Origin of the sequence: Pseudomonas sp. EA_35y_Pfl2_R5 (assembly GCF_963970805.1) — a bacterium.
Classification (GTDB): domain Bacteria; phylum Pseudomonadota; class Gammaproteobacteria; order Pseudomonadales; family Pseudomonadaceae; genus Aquipseudomonas.
The window spans coordinates 26,972-46,101 of sequence record NZ_CAXAOW010000015.1 but is presented as its reverse complement, the minus strand read 5'-3'; the positions used below and the strand labels follow the sequence as shown (position 1 = coordinate 46,101).

Sequence of the window (19,130 nt, the reverse complement as noted above, 5' to 3'; positions counted from 1 at the left end):
TGAAGCAGCACAACTGCTGACTGAACGCCTGAGTGAGGACAGTTTTCATGCCTGATGTAACCCTGACCACCCTGCAAAGCCTCAAGCAGAGCGGCGAGAAAATCGCCATGCTGACCTGCTATGACGCCACGTTCGCCCAGACGGCCTGCCAGGCCGGTGTCGATGTGCTGCTGGTGGGCGATTCCCTCGGCATGGTCTTGCAAGGCCATGACAGCACGCTGCCCGTCACTGTCGCCGAAATGGCGTACCACACCGCCAGCGTCAAGCGTGGCAATCAGGGCGCGCTGATCCTCGCCGACCTGCCGTTTATGGCTTACGCCACCCTTGAGCAAACCCTGAATAACAGCGCAGCGCTGATGCAGGCGGGCGCGCATATGGTCAAGCTCGAAGGCGCGGCCTGGCTGGCCGAGCCGATTCGCCAACTGGCCGAACGTGGTGTACCGGTGTGCGCCCACCTCGGCCTCACCCCACAGGCGGTGAATATCCTCGGCGGCTACAAGGTTCAGGGCCGTCAGGAAGCCCAGGCTCGGCAGATGCGTGCCGACGCCATGGCCCTGGAGCAGGCAGGCGCCGCCATGCTGCTGCTCGAATGTGTGCCCAGCGATCTGGCCGCAGAAATCAGCCAGGCGGTGAAGATCCCGGTGATCGGCATCGGTGCTGGCGGCGCAACAGACGGCCAGGTACTGGTGCTGCACGACATGCTTGGTCTCTCCCTGAGCGGGCGCACACCGAAATTCGTAAAGAACTTTATGGCCGGCCAGAGCAGCATCCAGCACGCTATCAGCGCCTACGTCAAAGCCGTTAAAGACCAAAGCTTCCCAGCAGCCGAACACGGATTTTCTGCATGAACACAGTTAAGAGCGTGCGCGAATTACGCGCCGCTATCGCCCAGGCTCGCGCCGAAGGCAAACAGATCGCCTTCGTTCCGACCATGGGCAACCTGCATGCAGGCCATGCCGCGCTGGTGGAAAAAGCCGCGCAACGCGCCGATTTCGTGGTCGCCAGTATCTTTGTCAATCCACTGCAGTTCGGCCCCAGCGAAGACCTCGACAAATACCCGCGCACCCTACTCGCCGACCAGAAAAAACTGGTAGAAGCCGGTTGCCAACTGCTGTTTACCCCGGACGTCGAGGAAATCTACCCGCACGGTATGCAAGGCCAGACCCGCGTCAGCGTGCCGGGAGTTTCTGAGGGCCTGTGTGGCGCAAGTCGTCCAGGGCACTTCGAAGGAGTCGCCACCGTAGTCTGTAAGCTGTTCAATATGGTGCAGCCGGACCTGGCAATTTTCGGTCAGAAAGACTTCCAGCAACTGGCGGTGATCCGCACCCTGGTGCGCGACCTGAATATGCCGATCCAGATTATCGGCGAGCCCACCGTTCGCGCCGAAGATGGCCTGGCGCTGTCCTCGCGCAATGGTTACCTGAATGCCGAACAGCGTGAAGCTGCGCCAGTGCTGTACCGTTCACTGCAGGAGATGGCCGCAGCAATTCGCGCTGGCGAACGTGACTACGCCAAGCTGGTTACCACTGCTCAGCAGCAACACAGCGCCGCTGGCTTTCGTCGGGACTACTTGGAAGTGCGTGAAGCAAACAGCCTACGACCGGCCACTGCCGATGATCGCCAGCTGGTGATTCTGGTGGCAGCCTTTATCGGCAGCACCCGCCTGATCGACAACCTGGCCTTCGATCTCGACACGCCAACCTGAGCAGCAGGTTGCTTCCCCCCCACACCCTCCAGTTACACTCAAGGCCCGGATCATCCGGGCTTTTTTGTATGATTTGCCGCACCTAGCACAAGGAACACGCACCAATGGCCTATTACCAGCAACCGCATGACGTCACCACCTTGCCCGCCTGGCAAGCGCTACGCGAGCAGCGAGAGCAGATGAACGACTTCAGCATGCGCGAGGCCTTTGCCAGCGATCCGCAGCGTTTTAACCGCTTCTCCCTGAGCAGCTGCGGCCTGCTGCTGGATTACTCGAAAAACCTGATCGACGAAAAGACCCTCGAGCTGCTGGTGCAACTGGCCGAACAGACCCAGCTACAGGAGTCCATTCAATCCCTGTTCAATGGCGAGCAGATCAATGCGTCCGAAGGCCGAGCCGCCCTGCACACCGCTCTGCGTAGCCCGATTGGTCGCAGCCTAGAACTCGATGGCGTCGACCTGATTCCGCAAGTTCACCGTGTGCTGCATCAGATGACCGAACTGGTCAGCCGCATTCACAGCGGCCTGTGGCGCGGCTACAGCGAAAAACCGATCACCGAGGTGGTGAATATCGGTATCGGCGGTTCGTTCCTCGGCCCACAGTTGGTTTCAGAGGCGCTGCGTCCTTTTACCCAACGCGGCGTGCGCTGCCATTACCTGGCCAATATCGATGGCAGCGAGTTTCGCGAACTGACCGCCCGGCTGGACCCGGAAACCACCCTGTTTATCGTGTCATCAAAATCTTTCAGCACCCTGGAAACCCTGAAAAACGCCCTGGCCGCACGCGACTGGTACTTGGCTATGGGCGCCCCGGAAGCCGAACTGCACAAGCATTTTATTGCCGTCACCAGCAATCCCACCGCCGCGATCGAGTTTGGCATCAAGGAGGAAAATATCTTCCCGATGTGGGACTGGGTCGGCGGGCGTTATTCGCTGTGGTCGGCCATCGGCCTGCCGATTGCTCTGGCGATTGGCGTCTCCAACTTCAAGGAGCTGCTGGCTGGCGCCTACGCCATGGACCAGCACTTTACCCAGGCGCCACTGGCCGAGAACATGCCGGTACTGATGGCTCTACTGGGCATCTGGTACGGCAACTTCTGGGGTGCGAAAAGTCAGGCGATCCTGCCCTACGACCACTACCTGCGTAACTTCACCAAGCACTTGCAACAGCTGGATATGGAGTCCAATGGCAAGAGCGTGCGCCAGGACGGCAGCCCCGTGGACTTCAGCACCGGGCCGGTGATCTGGGGCGGCGTCGGCTGCAACGGTCAGCACGCCTACCACCAGCTACTGCACCAGGGCACCGAGCTGATCCCGGCGGACTTTATCGTGCCGGTCAACAGCTTCAGCCCGTTGGCCGACCATCATCAGTGGCTGTTCGCCAACTGCCTGTCGCAGAGCCAGGCATTGATGCACGGCAAGACCCGCGCCGAGGCTGAAAGCGAGCTGCGCGGCAAGGGGCTGGATGAAGCTGAAGTACAACGCCTGGCGTCGCACAAGATGATTCCTGGCAACCGGCCGAGCAATATCCTCGTGCTCAACCGGATCGACCCGTTCGGCCTCGGCGCACTGGTTGCGCTGTATGAGCACAAGGTCTTTGTGCAGAGCGCCATCTGGGGCATCAACGCCTTCGATCAGTGGGGCGTCGAACTAGGCAAGGAGCTGGGCCAGGGCGTCTACCAACGCTTGACCGGGCAGCTCGACGCGCCAGCCAGTGACGCTTCGACCGAGGGACTGATCCAGCACTTCCGTGATCGTCACCGCGGCTAACTGCGGCAGAATCGCTGACGATACTCATCCGGAGTAACCCCCAGGCGCTGACTAAAGCAACGCCGCAGGTTGTACAGCGAAACAAAGCCGCATTGCTCTGCCACTCGTTTGAGTGAGCGTGCGCCCTGCTCCAACTGACGACAAGCTGCCTCCAGGCGCAGTTGCTGCAGAAAGTGCCCCGGCGTCATCTGCAGCTCCTCACGGCAGCGGCGGTGCAAGGTACGCACCGACAGCGCCAGCCCCGCCGCCATCGCCTGGGTATCCAGTTGCTGCTGCAGCCTGGGCTGCAGCCACTGTTTGAGGCTTTCCGCCAGACCGCCGGGCGCCCCGGTCTGCGCCAACAATTCGGCACTGAACTGGCGTTGCCCACCGCTGCGTCTGAGCGGCAGCACCAGGTCCTTGGCCACGTCCAAGGCCATTGTCGGCCCGCAGTCCTCCTCTACCAGCGCCAGGCACAGGTCAATCCCGGCAGTCACGCCAGCCGAGCTGTAGCAGTTGCCATCCTTGATAAACAAGGCATCGGCGCACACCTCAATTTGCGCAAAGCTGCGCTGCAGCAGCTCGACATAGCGCCAATGGGTAACCGCCATACGGCCATCCAGCAGCCCGGCCTGACCCAACAGAAAAGCCCCGGTGCACACCGAACAACAACGTGCCAGCGGCTCGGCGGCCTGACGTAACCAGGTGGCCAGTTGTCCGCCAGCCAGCGCCTGCATTACGCCGAAACCACCGGCCACCAGCAGCGTCGCCCCAGCCAGCTGGGCAATTGCCGGCAGGGGCTCGGTCAGCATCACCACACCCGCCGAAGCACGCACCTCGCCGCCATATTGCGAGACTAGGCGCAGGCGATAACGCGGCGGCAAGCCGGCAGCCGCCAGCCGATCATTAACCACGGCAAAGACTTCCAGCGGCCCACTGGCATCGAGCAACTGGAAGTTGTCGAAGACCAGCAGCAAAACATCCTGCAGCTCACCAGGCGGCGACAGTGGCAATTCGTGCATCTCAATCATCCTTGGCGCCTGTTCAAAGGCGCGCGAGCCCGCGGCACTGGCAGATATTCACTCAACAATGGCATTACTGCCAAACACAGACAGGCGAGACTCAAACCTCGACTGGAGACTACCCATGCCTACTCGCCTTCTGCTGCTCAGCCTGTGCCTTAGCCTATTGCTCGACACAACCACAGCGCACGCCGCAACCTCGCCACCGATAAGCGACGAAGCCATCGCCGCCTATGTGCCGCGCCACGGCCGCACACGCCCGGTGATTGCCGTGCTGGGCGAGAACCGCATGACCGAACTGGTCGACTTCGTGGTGCCCTACGGGATTCTCAAGCGCGCCGATATTGCCGAGGTGCTAGCCGTCGCCCCCGACCCCGGCACCATCAAAATGCTGCCGGCATTGAGCGTTGCCGCCGACATCAGCACAGCCGAATTCGACGCACGACATCCGCAGGGCGCCGACTACCTGATCGTGGCGGCGACTCACCATAACGACGATGCGCGCCTGCTCGCCTGGATCCGCGCGCAAGCGGGCAAAGGCGCAACCCTGCTGGGAATTTGCGACGGCGTATTCAGCCTGGCTCACGCCGGCCTGCTGAACGGGCGGCGTGCTACCGGGCATTGGTACTCGGCCAACAACCGCCAAGCACAATTCCCCAAGACTCAATGGCTGGAGCAGCGCCGCTATGTGGTCGATGGCCCGATAATCAGCAGCTCGGGGGTCAGCGCCGCCATGCCAGTATCCCTGGCCCTGGTCGAGGCCATTGCCGGACGCACACGGGCGCAACAGCTGGCCGATGAACTTGGGCTGGCCGATTGGTCGGCCACACACGATAGCCGCGCCTTTACCCTGCAGCGCGCCGACTACCTGACCCTGGCCGGCAACTGGCTGGCGTTTTGGGGGCATGAAACGCTGATCATCCCCGTACAGGCCGGGATTGATGAAATTGCCCTGGCCCTGACTGCCGATGCCCACGCCCGCACCTACCGCTCACAGGTACTAAGCAGCGCCACCGCGCCGCTGCTGACGCGCAGCGGCCTGCGCCTGATACCTGACCGCGTACACGGCGAGCCGGGCATGCACAGCCTGAGCATCGGCAAGGGCCCGGCAAGCCATGCCTTGCACCAAGCCCTGGCGGATATTGCCAATCGTCATGGCGCAGCGACTGCGCGCCTGGTCGCCCTGCAGCTGGAATACCCCAGCCCCTACCTTGCCTCGGTCACGGCGCCCTGAGCGGCCACAGCACTTGTACCAAGCACTCGCTTGGGTGCACCCTTATGGGCATCGCGGAACACAACGACAAGGACCCGCCATGTTCGACATTACCCGCCACCCCGTGCCCGACGCCGTGCGCCAACACGCCCACCTGAACAACGACGACTACTTGCGTCTTTACCAGCAGTCGATTGAACAGCCGGAAATTTTCTGGGCCGAGCAGGCCAAGGCCTTCCTCGACTGGAGCAAGCCCTGGACCAGCGTGCAGCAGGGCGACCTGCTCAGTGGTCAAGGCTCCTGGTTCAAGGGTGGCCAGTTGAACGTCAGCTACAACTGCATCGACCGCCATCTGGAGCAACGCGGCGAACAGATCGCGCTGATCTGGGAAGGCGACAACCCCAGCGAGTCGGCGCATATCACCTACAACAAACTGCACCATAACGTTTGCCGACTGGCCAATGTGCTGAAAAGCCGTGGGGTGAAGAAAGGCGACCGCGTGTGCATCTACATGCCGATGATCCCCGAAGCCACCTACGCCATGCTCGCCTGCACGCGCATCGGCGCGGTGCATTCGGTGGTATTTGGCGGCTTCTCCCCGGACGCGCTGCGCGACCGCATCCTGGACTCCGACTGCCACACGGTGATCACCGCCGATGAAGGCGTGCGCGGCGGCAAGTATGTGGCACTCAAAGCCAACGTCGACAAGGCACTGCAAAGTTGCCCGGCTGTCAGCACCGTAGTGGTGGTTGAACGCACCCAAGGCGAGATCGACTGGGTAGAGGGCCGCGATATCTGGTACCACCAGGCACTCAAGGATGTCAGCGGCGAATGCCCACCAGAGCCGATGGACGCCGAAGACCCGCTGTTTATCCTCTATACCTCTGGCTCCACCGGCAAACCCAAGGGCGTGCTGCACAGCACCGGCGGCTATCTGCTGATGGCGGCCATGACCCACAAATATGTGTTCGACTACCACGAAGGCGATATCTACTGGTGCACCGCCGACGTCGGCTGGGTCACCGGGCACAGTTATATCGTCTACGGCCCACTGGCCAACGGCGCGACCAGTCTGATTTTCGAAGGTGTGCCCAACTACCCGACAGCCTCGCGCTTCTGGCAGGTGATCGACAAACACCAGGTGAATATCTTCTACACCGCGCCCACCGCCCTGCGTGCGCTGATGCGTGAAGGCAGCGGCCCGGTCGAATGCACCGAGCGCACCAGCCTGCGCCTGCTCGGCTCGGTGGGTGAACCGATCAACCCGGAAGCCTGGGAGTGGTATTTCAATGTAGTCGGCGAGCGCCGCTGCCCGATCGTCGATACCTGGTGGCAGACTGAAACCGGCGCCATCCTGATCACCCCGCTGCCCGGTGCCACCGACCTCAAGCCCGGCTCGGCCACCCGGCCGTTCTTCGGCGTGCAGCCGGTGCTGCTGGATGAACAGGGCAAGGAAATCGAGGGGCCAGGCAGCGGCGTGCTGGCGATCAAGGACAGCTGGCCGAGCCAGATCCGCAGCGTCTACGGTGACCATCAGCGGATGATCGACACCTACCTCAAACCCTACCCCGGTTACTACTTCAGCGGCGACGGCGCACGCCGCGACGAGGACGGTTACTACTGGATCACCGGGCGGGTGGATGACGTGATCAACGTCTCCGGTCACCGCATCGGCACCGCCGAAGTGGAAAGCGCCCTGGTGCAGCACGACGCCGTGGCCGAGGCCGCGGTGGTCGGCTACCCGCACGACCTCAAAGGCCAGGGCATCTACGCCTTCGTCACGCCGATGAATGGCGTGGAAATCAACGACGCGCTGAAGAAGGAATTGCTGGCCCTGGTCGGCAAGGAAATCGGTAGCTTCGCCAAACCCGAGCTGATCCAGTGGGCACCCGGCCTGCCGAAAACCCGTTCGGGCAAGATCATGCGGCGTATCCTGCGCAAGATCGCCTGCAACGAGCTGGAAAACATGGGCGACACCTCGACCCTGGCCGACCCTGCTGTAGTGGACGGACTAATCGAGCAGCGCCTGAACCAATAACCGCAATCTCGGATGTAGGGTGGATGACGTTTCGCTCATCCACCCTTCGCCCCGCGTGGTGGAGCGCCACCCGGTGGATCACCACGCGGCGGATCGGTGAAGCGAGCCACCCTACACCAGCAAGCGAACAGCCAATTCCATGGAATTCCTGCGCCGCCGTATCGAAAGCCAAGTTCTTAGCCTCAGCGGCATCGCCCTTGGCCAAATCGACTTCGAACAGCCCCAGGGTGACCCCGGCCTGTTCGGCCCCAACTCGGTGAGCTGGCAGGTGCATGGCGACTTCACCAGTATGCTGATCGGCGGCATCAGCGCCCTGCTCTTGCAGGCCCTGCATCCACTGGCGCTGGCCGGGGTGTGGGATCATTCGAATTTCCGTGACGACCTGCTCGGCCGCCTGCGTCGCACCGGGCAATTTATTTCCGGCACCACCTACGGTTCACGCGCCGATGCAGATTGGCTGATCGACAAGGTCAAGACTATTCACCTCAAGGTTACGGGCACCGCTCCGGATGGCCGACCCTACGCCGCCAGTGATCCGGCGCTGCTGACCTGGGTGCATGTGGCCGAGGTACACAGTTTCCTCCAGGCCCACCTGCGTTACCGTAACCCGCAACTGAGCGAAGCCGATCAAGACCGTTACTACGCGGAAATCGCTCTGATCGCCGAACGCCTGGGCGCCACCCAGGTGCCGCGTTCACGCGCCGAAGTCGCCGCCTACCTAGCGACGGTGCGCCCTGAGCTGCTCTGCGACGAACGTTCGCTGGAGATTCTGCGCATTCTGTTAAACGCCCCTGCCCCCAGCTTTATCGCAGCACCGGTGGCCAAATTATTGATGCAAGCGGGCATCGACCTGTTGCCCGGCTGGGGACAGAAGATGCTCGGCCAACAGGTCAGTCCGGCACGCAGCCGCATGATCCAGGCCGGCGTACATAGCCTGGCCCCTGTGCTGCGCTGGGCCGTACGCAGTGGCGCCATCCACCGCGCGCGCAAACGCCTGCAACCGCCATGCAACAGCTGACTGGCCAGTTCGCGTGCTGGTCGTGCACAAAGCCGCTGTGCCAACATAGCGGCCTTTCGCGGCCTAGCCCGCACCGGCTATTTGAGAGGATCACGCTATGCAAGACGTCGTCATCGTTGCCGCCACCCGCACCGCCATCGGCAGCTTCCAAGGTTCACTGGCGAATATCCCGGCCCCTGAGCTGGGCGCAGCGGTGATCCGCCGCCTGCTTGAACAGACAGGTCTGGACGGCGCGCAGGTTGATGAAGTGATCCTCGGCCAGGTGCTGACCGCCGGCAGCGGCCAGAACCCGGCGCGCCAAGCAGCGATTCTTGCCGGCCTGCCCCACGCTGTGCCGGCCCTGACCTTGAACAAAGTCTGCGGCTCGGGCCTCAAGGCCCTGCACCTGGGTGCTCAGGCGATTCGTTGTGGCGACGCCGAGGTCATCATCGCCGGCGGCATGGAGAACATGAGTCTGGCCCCCTACGTCATGCCTGGTGCGCGCACCGGCCTGCGCATGGGCCATGGCAAAGTAATCGACACGATGATCACCGACGGCCTGTGGGACGCTTTCAACGATTACCACATGGGTATCACCGCCGAGAACTTGGTGGACAAGTACGACATCAGCCGCGAAGCGCAGGACGCCTTCGCCGCTGCCTCGCAGCAGAAAGCCGTGGCGGCCATCGAAGCCGGACGCTTTGTCGCTGAAATCACCCCGGTCATGATCCCCCAGCGCAAAGGCGACCCAGTGGCTTTCGCCACGGACGAGCAGCCACGCGCCGGGACAACCGCCGAGTCCCTGGGCAAACTGAAACCAGCATTCAAAAAAGACGGCAGCGTTACCGCCGGCAACGCCTCCAGCCTGAATGACGGGGCCTCGGCCGTACTGCTGATGAGCGCTGCAAAAGCCCAGGCCCTCGGCCTGCCGGTACTGGCAAAAATCGCCAGCTACGCCAACGCTGGCGTCGACCCAGCCATCATGGGCATCGGCCCGGTCAGCGCCACCCAGCGTTGCCTGGCCAAGGCCGGCTGGCAGCTGGCCGACCTGGACCTGATCGAAGCCAACGAAGCCTTCGCCGCGCAAGCCCTAGCAGTGGGCAAAGAGCTGAACTGGGATTCCAGCAAGGTCAACGTCAACGGCGGCGCCATCGCCCTCGGCCACCCGATTGGCGGTTCCGGCTGCCGCGTGCTGGTCACCCTGCTGCACGAGATGATCAAACGCGACGCCAAGAAAGGCCTCGCCACCCTGTGCATCGGCGGCGGTCAGGGCGTGGCACTGGCGATCGAGCGAGCCTGATAACAGCGCTTAGTTATAGCTAGAAAAAAGCCGGCCCCATCAATCAGAGGGCCGGCTTTTTTATTTACCATCGACAGCAATGATGATTGCTATTGACCACCTGCGTTTCTCAAGAGTCGGGCTGCGGCGCAACATTAGCCCCGTAGCCACTTACCCCACTCTTCCGAGGACACCCAGATGAACAAGTACCTGATCGCTTCCCTGCTTGCCGCCAGCCTGACCAGCAATGTGTTCGCTGCTGATGGTGCCGAACGTACCCTGAGCAACCGTATCGCCGCCGACGGTTTTGACCGTACCAGCATCAACCGTATCGCCGAAGGTGGTGCTGATCGCACCGGCCGTAACCGCGTAGCTGCTGACGGCGCTGACCGTACTGGTGCTAACCGTATCGCAGCCGACGGCTTCGACCGTACCAGCATCAACCGTATCGCCGAAGGTGGTGCTGATCGCACCGGCCGTAACCGCGTAGCTGCTGACGGCGCTGATCGCACTGGTACTAACCGTATCGCAGCCGACGGCTTCGACCGTACCAGCATCAACCGTATCGCCGAGGGTGGTGCAGACCGCACCGATGGCAACCGCGTAGCCGCTGATGGTGCCGACCGCACCGGCGTCAACCGCATCGTCTGATTACCTAGTTACTCGCAAATTGAAGGGCACCTTAGGGTGCCCTTGCTGTTTTTACCGACCCTGCGTCCCCGCAGGTGAATCTTGATAAACTGCGCACCCTCCATTTTCGAGTCGCCGCGCATGTCCTCTCTCGATCAGGCGCTGCGCGCCGCACTGCTCAACCGCCAAGACCTGCTGGCCGAACTGCATAGCCAAGGCACAGATTGTTACCGCCTGTTCCATGGTAGCCAGGAAGGTGCCGGCGGCCTGACCATCGACCGTTACGGCCCACAATTGCTGGTGCAGAGCTTCCACCAGAGCCTGAACCGCGACGAACTGCTGCAACTAACCAAGCAGTGCCAGGCCAGCCTCGGCACGCAACTGCTACTGGTGTACAACGACCGTTCCCAGGGCAACTCGCGGATCGACCGCACTGATTCGGTCTACCACGCCGAGCCTGCTGCTTTGGAAGATATGATCGGCCATGAGTGGGGCCTTAATTACCGCGTACGCGGCCGCCATGCCGGGCAAGACCCGCTGCTGTTTCTCGACCTGCGCAACGCCCGTGGCTGGGTCAAAGCTCACAGCAGGGGCAAGTCGGTGCTCAATTTGTTCGCCTACACCTGCGGCGTCGGTTTGAGCGCCGCCGCAGGCGGAGCCAGCGAAGTCGTCAATCTGGATTTTGCTGAAGGCAATCTGGCGGTCGGTCGTGAGAATGGTCAGCTCAACCCGCAGCTGGCACCCATGCAATTTGTCCAGTCGGACTATTTCCCGGCGATCCGCCAACTCGCCGGCCTGCCAATCAACGCTCGGCGCGGGCAAAAGCTGCCGCATTATCCGCGCCTTGAGCAACGTCAGTTCGACGTGGTGCTGCTCGACCCGCCCGCCTGGGCCAAGAGCGCTTTCGGTACGGTCGACCTGCTGCGCGATTACCAGAGCTTGCTCAAGCCAGCGATCCTCGCCACCGCCGATGATGGCGTGCTGATCTGCTGCAATAACCTGGCAAAAGTCGCCATGGCCGATTGGCGCGAACAGGTGCTGCGCTGCGCGGAAAAACTCGGACGTCCGGCGCGGGATTGCCAGGTACTGCCACCAGCCGGCGACTTCCCCTCTCAAGACGGCCAACCGCCACTGAAGACGCTGATCCTGCATTTCTGACCCCCCGGCAATTCAAAGGAAAACGCCACCTAGAGCCTCTGCGGAACTGCCCACGCGTGCCATACTCCAAGGCACTTCTCGTCGGGATAGATGACGTTTTTATGCTTAAAGGAATCAAGCGCGCTGCCAGCGCCATTGCCATCGCCGTTGCCCTTTACAGCCTGCTGGGCTTTCTGATTCTGCCCGGTATCGGCCTGCGCATCGCCAACCAGCAGCTGGCTCAATACGCCGAAGTACCCGCCACGCTGCAGCGCCTGCAACTCAACCCATTCAGCCTGGAGCTCAGCCTCTGGGGCCTACAGATTGGCGAAGCCGACCAGCAGCAGATCGCCTTCGAACGCCTGTATGCCAATCTGCAACTCGACAGCCTATGGAGCGGTGCACTACATCTAGCCGATATCGAGCTGGATCAGCCACACAGTGAAGTGCTGTTCGGCAAGGACGGCCGGCTCAACCTGTCCCAACTGTTCAAGGTCCCGCCCATCCAGCAATCTGCGGACGAAGAACCGGCCGGCGAACCGTTCCCACTGCGTATTTCGCGGATCAAGCTAAATGGCGGCAACCTGCACTTTCAGGATCTGCGCCCCAGCGAGCCGATTGAGTTTATCTACGACGATCTGAATTTCGAACTGCACAACCTCAGCACCCTGCAAGGCGACAATGCCGACATGAATCTGGTCGCCACTGGCCCCCAGGGCGGGCGTATCGACTGGGTCGGGCAAATCGGCCTGGTGCCGATCAGCTCCAGCGGCAGCCTGAAAGTCACTGACGGCAAGCTAAAAGGCGTGTGGCCCTACGTGCGCGACGCCGTACCACTGGTGCTGGAGGATGGCACCGTCAACCTCAGTAGCGACTACAGCCTAAATCTCGCCAAAGGTACCGAACTGCTGCTGAGCAACACCCAGCTCAGCGTCAGCAGCCTTGCCATCAAGAGCCCGACTGACAAACCGCTGCTGCGCCTGGAAAGCCTGGAGATAAGCGAAGCCAGCGTGGACTTGGTCAAGCAACAAGTCATAGTCGGCAAGGTTCGTAGCCAAAAGCTGGAAACCTGGGCCGCGCGCGAAGCCGATGGCCAGCTCGACTGGCAAAAGTTGTTGGCCAGCCAACCCGCTAAACCGGCTCCAGCTCCAGCTCCAGCTCCAGCTCCAGCTCCAAATGAGGGTGGCGCAGGCTCGATAGCGACGGAACCCGAGCCGGTAAAGAACCCAATTGAACCGGCTACAGCACAACAATCAGCGGAGCTGGAAACCGCCACTGCTGGCCAGCCGGAAGAGCCCAGCAAACCTTGGCAAGTCATCCTGCGTGACGTGCAATTGCGCGACTATCAGGTGCACCTGGCCGACCGCGCCGGCGGTGCGGAAGTCAAAATCGACCTCACTCCACTCAATCTCGATCTGAGCGACTTCAACAGCCTTGGCTCCTCGCCCTTCGCTCTCAAGCTCGACACCGGAGTAAACAAAACCGGGCAGATCAAGGCCGACGGTCAGGTGCAACTGACCCCGACCACGGCCAAGTTGCAGGTTGCCACCCGCGATATCGACCTGCGCCTGGCACAGACCTACCTGAGCCCCTTCGTGCGCCTGGAACTGCGCAGTGGCAAGCTCGGCAGCGACCTGACGGTTGACCTGCAAAGCATCGAGCCGCTGGCCTTCAGCATTGGCGGGCACGCCGAGATCAACCAGCTGCATACCCTCGACACGCTCAAAGACCGCGATTTCCTCAAGTGGCAACAGGTCGTGGTAGAAGGGCTCGATTACCAGCACGGCAAGGGCCTGGCAATCAGCCAGGTCAAGCTGCAACAGCCCTATGTGCGCTTTATCATCAACGAAGACCTGAGCACCAATATCAACGACCTGATGGTGCCTCAACCGGCCAGCACCGAGCCTGCCAAAGTACCGACCGAGAAACCGCTGCCAATCCGCATTGACGGCATCAGCATCCAGAATGGTTCAGCCAACTTCGCCGACTTCAGCCTACGGCCCAATTTCGCCACTGCGATTGGTCAGCTCAATGGCCAGATCGGCACCCTGGATAACCAGAGCCCAAAGGCCGCCAGCGTGGACGTCCAAGGTAAAGTCGACAAGTACGCACCGGTCAGCATCAAGGGGCAGCTCACCCCGTTCGACCCGATGAACAGCCTGGATATCGCCACCAGCTTCAAGAACGTCGAGCTGACCACCCTCACGCCCTATTCCGGCAAGTTCGCCGGCTTCCGTATCCGCAAGGGGCGGCTCAACCTTGATCTGCATTACCAGATCGAAAAAGGCCAGCTGAACGCCACGAACAAGCTGCTGCTGGAAGACCTGCAACTGGGTGAGAAAGTCGACAGCAAGGACGCCATGGATCTGCCGATCCGCCTGGCCGTGGCCCTGCTCAAGGACACCAAAGGCAATATCGAAATTCAGCTGCCGGTGCAGGGCAACCTCAACAGCCCGGAGTTCAGCGTGATGCCGATTGTTTGGCAAACCCTGCGCAATCTGGTGCTGCGCGCGGCCCAGGCGCCGTTCAAGTTTATCGGCGGGCTGGTCAGCGGCGGCAGCGATGTCGACCTAAGCACGGTGCACTTTACTGCCGGCAACAGCGAGCTCAACGATGACGCACAGAAGGCGCTGGATACCCTGGCCAGTGCCTTGAAGGAACGTCCAACCCTGCGCTTGGAAGTCGAAGGCATGAGCGCGCAGAGCAGCGACGGCCCGCCACTAGCTAACGATCGCCTGGAGCGCGAATACCAGAACACCTGGTACAAGATGCTGCAACGCCGTGGCGATGATGTGCCTGCCGAAGCCAGTGAACTGGTGGTGGAGAATGACGACAAAGCGGTGCTGCTCGAAGGCATCTACCGCACCCGCCTCAAGCAGCAACCGCCGGCCGAATGGGCCGAACTAGAAGATGAAGTGCGCAGCGCGAAAATGCGTGACGCTGTGCTGCAGTCCTGGGCACAGAGCAAACTGCTACAGCGTCAGCTGGCTCAGGCACGGGCAGCAGAAATAAAGAGCTATCTGGTCGAGCGCGGCGGTCTGGCCGCCGAACGCATCTACCTGCTGGATGTCAACATTGCACAGGCTGGCGCCGATGGCCGCGTCGCCACCACCCTGCACCTCGGCAGCGAGTAAGGTTTCATATATGCGCATATTGGCAACAACGCTGCTCTTTACCCTGGTAGGGGTATCGTCCCTGGCCCAGGCCGAAACGTTACGTTGCGGCAGCCAACTGGTAAGCCTGGGTGATAGGCGCTTCGAGGTACTGCAGAAATGCGGTGAGCCGGCCTTTCGCGATTTAGTCGGCTACTCCCTCGGCCCGAACGAGCGCCGCGAATACCAGATCGAGGAATGGGTCTATGGTCCCGATAACGGCATGCTGAGCATTCTTACCTTCGAGGGCACGCGCCTGCGTGCCATCGAACGTCGTCGTAGCCACTAACCAATGAAAGCACTGATTAGCGCCCTGCTATTACTGACGCCCCTCTACGCACAGGCCTCATCAACCCTGCGCTGCGACAGCGGGCTGGTCAGCCTTGATGACACCACCAGCGAAGTCAGCAGCAAATGCGGCGAACCACTGAGCCGTGACTTTCTCGGCTACCGCGAAGTGCTGGATGAATATGGTTTCTACAATGAAGTCGCGGTCGAAGAGTGGTCATACGGACCGCGCAATGGCATGTACCAATTTCTGCGTTTCCAAGGCAATCGACTGATCAAGATCGACAGTAAACGCCGTAACTAGCAACACAAAACACTCACCCAATCCAACGATAAGGACATTGCACCATGCAACGGATAGCACTCAGCCTCACCCTGCTCGCGCTGGCAACCAGTGCCCAAGCAAGCACCTTGCGCTGCGAGAAAGGCATCGCCAGCACCGGTGATCGAACTACAGAGGTCTCCAGTAAATGCGGCGAACCGGTAGCCCGCGACATGTTGGGCTACACCTTGGATGCCCACGGCAATAACGAGTTTCTTGTCGAAGAGTGGGTCTATGGCCCGCGTAACGGCATGAATTACTACCTGCGATTCGAAGGCGGTCGGCTGAAGAGCGTGGAAAGCAAACGCGGCAGCTAACACCTGCCGAGTAACCATTGGCAGCAGTTGAGAGCGCTAACGAGGCAGCCAACGCAAGATGAAAGCGGCGTTTAAGAGCCGTAAATGGGCGATTTTAAACGCAGCCTTACAAGGTAGTGGCGTTGCAAGCGCCTACTAAAAAGCCCCGCAGGCATTACCTGCGGGGCTTTTTTACGCCTGATTACAGCTTGCTGCTGAAATCACGCAGCTCTTCCTGAGCCTTTTCCTTACTCCAGCCATAACGCTCTTGGAGTTTGCCGGTTAGATACTCGGTATGGCCTTCGGCGACATCCAAGTCATCGTCAGTCAGATTGCCCCAACGCTCCTTAATGCGGCCGTTGAGTTGCTTCCATTTGCCTTTAATTACGTCGCTATTCATCGCTCAATCCTCGTAATAGTAGGGACGGAGAGCTCTTGTGCGAGCTCGCTCAGGGCATGGGTTTAATCTGCAGTTTTCAACGCTTCAGCAGATACTGCAGTTACACCTTTGATTTCTTTGGCCTTAGCTACAGCCAGATCGTGCTCCTCGTCATTGGCGACAACGCCTGACAGGGTAACTACGCCTTTGTTGGTTTCAACTTTGATATCGATACCGCTCAGCTTGCTGTCTGCCAGAAAGGTCGACTTCACTTTGCTGGTAATCCAAGTATCGCTTACCGCATCTTCCGCGTTATCCACCGCTTCACTGGCTGCCAGCATAATTGGCTGTACGGACGGGGCATCGGCAGCCATTACCGGCCCGGTAAGTAGCAGGCCCAGAGCGGTTGCTGTCATGGCGGTTACGGCGAAATGCTTGATTGGCTTTTTCATGGGTAATGCCTCCTGCGTCTACTAGTAATCTGCAAGCCTCTACAAGCTGCAGCCTCCCCAGTAATATCGCAAGTGCTGTGCCAATTTTCTTTTAAAAAATATTCTTTATAAATCAATAAGTTAATTTAAAATAAAAGTTATAACCCTCGTGCAACTTGCATGCTGGAGGCAACTCTGCAAGGCATATTGCACGACACTCTTGAGCCACACCATGGCCAGACATAGCAGTCTTTTCTCAGGCAAAAAAAAGAGCCCCGAAGGGCTCTCTTATATAGTTGCGAAGCAACCGGACGATTAAACGCCCGACGCTTTTGCAGCTGCAACATCCTTGATCGACAGCTTGATACGGCCGCGGTTGTCCACGTCCAGCACCAAAACTTCAACTTCCTGACCTTCTTTAAGAATGTCAGTCACCTTCTCAACACGAGCGTCGCTCAGCATGGAGATGTGCACCAGACCGTCTTTGCCCGGCAGGATGTTGACGAATGCACCGAAGTCGACGATGCGCTCAACCTTACCGACGTAGATCTTGCCGATCTCAGCTTCCGCGGTGATGCCCAGTACGCGCTGACGCGCAGCCTCGGCCGCTTCCTTGGTTTCGCCGAAGATCTTGATCGAACCGTCGTCTTCGATATCGATCGAGGCCTTGGTTTCTTCGCAGATCGCGCGGATGGTCGCGCCACCTTTGCCGATCACGTCGCGAATTTTGTCCTGGTCGATCTTCATCGCAATCATGGTTGGGGCGTTTGCCGACAACTCGGTGCGCGAGGTAGCGATAACCTGGTTCATCTGGCCGAGGATATTCAGGCGCGCTTCCAGGGCTTGGCCCAGAGCGATTTCCATGATTTCTTCGGTGATGCCCTGGATCTTGATGTCCATCTGCAGAGCAGTAACGCCGTTAGCGGTACCTGCAACCTTGAAGTCCATGTCACCCAGGTGATCTTCGTCGCCAAGGATGTCGGTCAGAACAGCAAACTTCTCGCCTTCCTTAACCAGCCCCATGGCAATACCTGCAACCGGCGCCTTCATCGGCACACCAGCGTCCATCAGAGCCAGGGAAGCACCACAAACGGAAGCCATGGAGCTGGAACCGTTGGACTCGGTGATTTCCGAAACCACACGAATGGTGTACGGGAATACGTCAGCAGCCGGCAGCATGGCAGCGATGGAGCGACGAGCCAGACGGCCGTGACCGATTTCGCGGCGGCCAGTAGCGCCCATACGACCACACTCACCAACCGAGTACGGTGGGAAGTTGTAGTGCAGCATAAAGGGGTCTTTACGCTCGCCTTCAAGAGTGTCGAGCAGCTGAGCGTCACGCGCGGTACCGAGGGTGGCAACGACCAGCGCCTGGGTTTCACCACGGGTGAACAGCGCCGAACCGTGGGTCTTGTCCAGCACACCCACTTCGATGTTCAGGCCGCGTACGGTACGGGTGTCACGGCCATCGATACGCGGCTTACCGTTAACGATGTTCTCGCGCACGGTACGGTATTCGATTTCGCCAAAGATTTCTTTAACTTCACCAGCCGAAGGCTGGCCTTCTTCACCTGCGAACTTGGCAACGATTTCATTGCGCAGCTCACCCAGACGGGCATAACGCTCGTGCTTAACGGTGATGGTGTAAGCCTGGGAGATGGCATCACCGAACTCGCCACGAATAGCGCTCAGCAGTGCAGTATTCTCGGCCTTCGGCTGCCAGTCCCACGTAGGCTTGGCGGCTTCAGCAGCCAGCTCGGCAACCGCGTCGATGACAACCTGGAACTCGTCGTGGGCGAACAGCACGGCGCCCAGCATCTGGTCTTCGGTCAGCTCTTTGGCTTCCGACTCAACCATCAGTACGGCGTCTTTAGTACCAGCTACGACCATGTCCAGGCTGGAAGCCTTGAGCTGCTCATAGTTCGGGTTCAGCAGGTAGCCAGTTTCCGGATGGAAGGCAACGCGCGCAGCACCGATTGGGCCGTTGAACGGAATGCCGGAAATGGCCAGGGCAGCCGAGGTACCGATCATCGCAGCGATGTCCGGATCGGTTTTCTTGCTGGTGGATATCACGGTGCAGATAACCTGCACTTCGTTCTGGAAACCTTCTGGGAACAGCGGACGGATCGGACGATCGATCAGGCGCGAGGTCAGGGTTTCTTTCTCGGAAGGACGGGCCTCACGCTTGAAGAAACCGCCTGGAATCTTGCCGGCTGCGTAGGTTTTTTCCTGGTAATGCACGGACAGCGGGAAAAAGCCTTTGCTTGGGTCGGCAGTCTTGGCGCCGGTTACGGCGACCAGTACGGCGACGTCGTCGTCAACGGTGACCAGCACTGCGCCGGAGGCTTGACGGGCGATACGGCCTGTCTCGAGGGTAACGGTCGATTGACCGAACTGGAACTTCTTGATTACCGGGTTCACGGTGTTTTCCTTCTCTTTGTTGCCCTTGGGGAAAGCGGTTCTTGCAACCGTTCTATCACTGCAACGTGAACA

The 19,130-nt window shown here is 60.3% G+C and carries 17 protein-coding genes; 13 read left to right on the top strand and 4 right to left on the bottom strand.

Translation table 11 applies throughout. The annotated features are described in order from the left end of the window. The first annotated feature begins 47 nt into the window (after nt 1-47). From panB to pgi, 3 genes are all read left to right on the top strand, one after another. Nucleotides 48-848 carry a 3-methyl-2-oxobutanoate hydroxymethyltransferase gene (gene panB / locus AACX99_RS19105; protein WP_339414014.1) on the top strand — a complete coding sequence of 267 codons (801 nt, stop codon included), beginning with the start codon at nt 48-50 and terminating at the stop codon, nt 846-848. Continuing rightward, a complete protein-coding gene (gene panC, locus AACX99_RS19100) occupies nt 845-1,705 on the top strand; it encodes a pantoate--beta-alanine ligase (RefSeq protein WP_339414013.1) in 861 nt (286 codons plus the stop codon). Before panB ends, panC begins: the two co-directional genes overlap by 4 nt. A gap of 104 nt (nt 1,706-1,809) precedes the next feature. Beyond that, nucleotides 1,810-3,474, top strand: coding sequence for a glucose-6-phosphate isomerase (gene pgi / locus AACX99_RS19095; protein WP_339414012.1), 1,665 nt, complete (start codon nt 1,810-1,812; stop codon nt 3,472-3,474). Here pgi and AACX99_RS19090 read toward each other — a convergent pair. After that, entirely contained in the window at nt 3,471-4,475 is a 1,005-nt protein-coding gene (locus AACX99_RS19090) for a GlxA family transcriptional regulator (RefSeq protein WP_339414011.1), read from the bottom strand. The two genes, pgi and AACX99_RS19090, sit on opposite strands and share 4 nt — an antisense overlap. Before the next feature lie 124 nt (nt 4,476-4,599). On the opposite strand from AACX99_RS19090, the gene AACX99_RS19085 reads away from it, so the two are divergent. From AACX99_RS19085 to AACX99_RS19040, 10 genes are all read left to right on the top strand, one after another. Further along, a complete protein-coding gene (locus AACX99_RS19085; RefSeq protein ID WP_339414010.1) occupies nt 4,600-5,709 on the top strand; it encodes a DJ-1/PfpI family protein in 1,110 nt (369 codons plus the stop codon). Between the two features lie 79 nt (nt 5,710-5,788). Next, nucleotides 5,789-7,726 (top strand): acetate--CoA ligase, encoded by a 1,938-nt coding sequence (gene acs / locus AACX99_RS19080; RefSeq protein ID WP_339414009.1) that lies wholly within the window; start codon nt 5,789-5,791, stop codon nt 7,724-7,726. A gap of 139 nt (nt 7,727-7,865) precedes the next feature. Then, nucleotides 7,866-8,744, top strand: a complete 879-nt coding sequence (locus AACX99_RS19075; protein ID WP_339414008.1) for an oxygenase MpaB family protein — start codon at nt 7,866-7,868, stop codon at nt 8,742-8,744. Between the two features lie 97 nt (nt 8,745-8,841). After that, entirely contained in the window at nt 8,842-10,023 is a 1,182-nt protein-coding gene (locus tag AACX99_RS19070; RefSeq protein ID WP_339414007.1) for an acetyl-CoA C-acetyltransferase, read from the top strand. 177 nt (nt 10,024-10,200) lie between these two features. Then, a complete protein-coding gene (locus AACX99_RS19065; RefSeq protein WP_339414006.1) occupies nt 10,201-10,653 on the top strand; it encodes a phage infection protein in 453 nt (150 codons plus the stop codon). 120 nt (nt 10,654-10,773) lie between these two features. Further along, entirely contained in the window at nt 10,774-11,790 is a 1,017-nt protein-coding gene (locus AACX99_RS19060) for a class I SAM-dependent rRNA methyltransferase (RefSeq protein WP_339414005.1), read from the top strand. 101 nt (nt 11,791-11,891) lie between these two features. Then, complete coding sequence (locus AACX99_RS19055; protein WP_339414004.1) at nt 11,892-14,903, top strand: DUF748 domain-containing protein; 3,012 nt, start codon at nt 11,892-11,894, stop codon at nt 14,901-14,903. Between the two features lie 10 nt (nt 14,904-14,913). Continuing rightward, nucleotides 14,914-15,210, top strand: a complete 297-nt coding sequence (locus AACX99_RS19050) for a DUF2845 domain-containing protein (protein ID WP_339414003.1) — start codon at nt 14,914-14,916, stop codon at nt 15,208-15,210. Between the two features lie 3 nt (nt 15,211-15,213). Next, nucleotides 15,214-15,513, top strand: a complete 300-nt coding sequence (locus AACX99_RS19045; protein ID WP_339414002.1) for a DUF2845 domain-containing protein — start codon at nt 15,214-15,216, stop codon at nt 15,511-15,513. Nucleotides 15,514-15,557: 44 nt separating this feature from the next. Then, the gene (locus tag AACX99_RS19040) at nt 15,558-15,848 is read left to right on the top strand and encodes a DUF2845 domain-containing protein (RefSeq protein ID WP_339414001.1); all 291 of its coding nucleotides are present in this window, start codon (nt 15,558-15,560) and stop codon (nt 15,846-15,848) included. Nucleotides 15,849-16,029: 181 nt separating this feature from the next. On the opposite strand, the gene AACX99_RS19035 is transcribed toward AACX99_RS19040, so the two are convergent. The 3 genes from AACX99_RS19035 to pnp all read right to left on the bottom strand — a co-directional run bounded on the left by AACX99_RS19035 (nt 16,030) and on the right by pnp (nt 19,058). Further along, nucleotides 16,030-16,227: a CsbD family protein gene (locus AACX99_RS19035; protein ID WP_339414000.1), complete on the bottom strand. Its 198-nt coding sequence runs from the start codon at nt 16,225-16,227 to the stop codon at nt 16,030-16,032. A gap of 62 nt (nt 16,228-16,289) precedes the next feature. Then, entirely contained in the window at nt 16,290-16,658 is a 369-nt protein-coding gene (locus tag AACX99_RS19030) for a BON domain-containing protein (RefSeq protein ID WP_339413999.1), read from the bottom strand. Nucleotides 16,659-16,952: 294 nt separating this feature from the next. Beyond that, a complete protein-coding gene (pnp, locus tag AACX99_RS19025) occupies nt 16,953-19,058 on the bottom strand; it encodes a polyribonucleotide nucleotidyltransferase (RefSeq protein ID WP_339413998.1) in 2,106 nt (701 codons plus the stop codon). Nucleotides 19,059-19,130 lie beyond the last annotated feature (72 nt).

Bases quoted from the DNA above. Each gene is read 5' to 3' on its own strand.
- AACX99_RS19040 (WP_339414001.1), top strand. From the start codon at position 15,558: ATGCAACGGATAGCACTCAGCCTCACCCTGCTCGCGCTGGCAACCAGT.
- AACX99_RS19045 (WP_339414002.1), top strand. From the start codon at position 15,214: ATGAAAGCACTGATTAGCGCCCTGCTATTACTGACGCCCCTCTACGCA.
- AACX99_RS19075 (WP_339414008.1), top strand. From the start codon at position 7,866: ATGGAATTCCTGCGCCGCCGTATCGAAAGCCAAGTTCTTAGCCTCAGC.
- AACX99_RS19090 (WP_339414011.1), bottom strand. From the start codon at position 4,475: ATGCACGAATTGCCACTGTCGCCGCCTGGTGAGCTGCAGGATGTTTTG.
- AACX99_RS19055 (WP_339414004.1), top strand. From the start codon at position 11,892: ATGCTTAAAGGAATCAAGCGCGCTGCCAGCGCCATTGCCATCGCCGTT.
- AACX99_RS19030 (WP_339413999.1), bottom strand. From the start codon at position 16,658: ATGAAAAAGCCAATCAAGCATTTCGCCGTAACCGCCATGACAGCAACC.
- AACX99_RS19035 (WP_339414000.1), bottom strand. From the start codon at position 16,227: ATGAATAGCGACGTAATTAAAGGCAAATGGAAGCAACTCAACGGCCGC.
- AACX99_RS19085 (WP_339414010.1), top strand. From the start codon at position 4,600: ATGCCTACTCGCCTTCTGCTGCTCAGCCTGTGCCTTAGCCTATTGCTC.
- panC (WP_339414013.1), top strand. From the start codon at position 845: ATGAACACAGTTAAGAGCGTGCGCGAATTACGCGCCGCTATCGCCCAG.
- AACX99_RS19060 (WP_339414005.1), top strand. From the start codon at position 10,774: ATGTCCTCTCTCGATCAGGCGCTGCGCGCCGCACTGCTCAACCGCCAA.
- AACX99_RS19070 (WP_339414007.1), top strand. From the start codon at position 8,842: ATGCAAGACGTCGTCATCGTTGCCGCCACCCGCACCGCCATCGGCAGC.
- acs (WP_339414009.1), top strand. From the start codon at position 5,789: ATGTTCGACATTACCCGCCACCCCGTGCCCGACGCCGTGCGCCAACAC.
- AACX99_RS19065 (WP_339414006.1), top strand. From the start codon at position 10,201: ATGAACAAGTACCTGATCGCTTCCCTGCTTGCCGCCAGCCTGACCAGC.
- pgi (WP_339414012.1), top strand. From the start codon at position 1,810: ATGGCCTATTACCAGCAACCGCATGACGTCACCACCTTGCCCGCCTGG.
- panB (WP_339414014.1), top strand. From the start codon at position 48: ATGCCTGATGTAACCCTGACCACCCTGCAAAGCCTCAAGCAGAGCGGC.
- AACX99_RS19050 (WP_339414003.1), top strand. From the start codon at position 14,914: ATGCGCATATTGGCAACAACGCTGCTCTTTACCCTGGTAGGGGTATCG.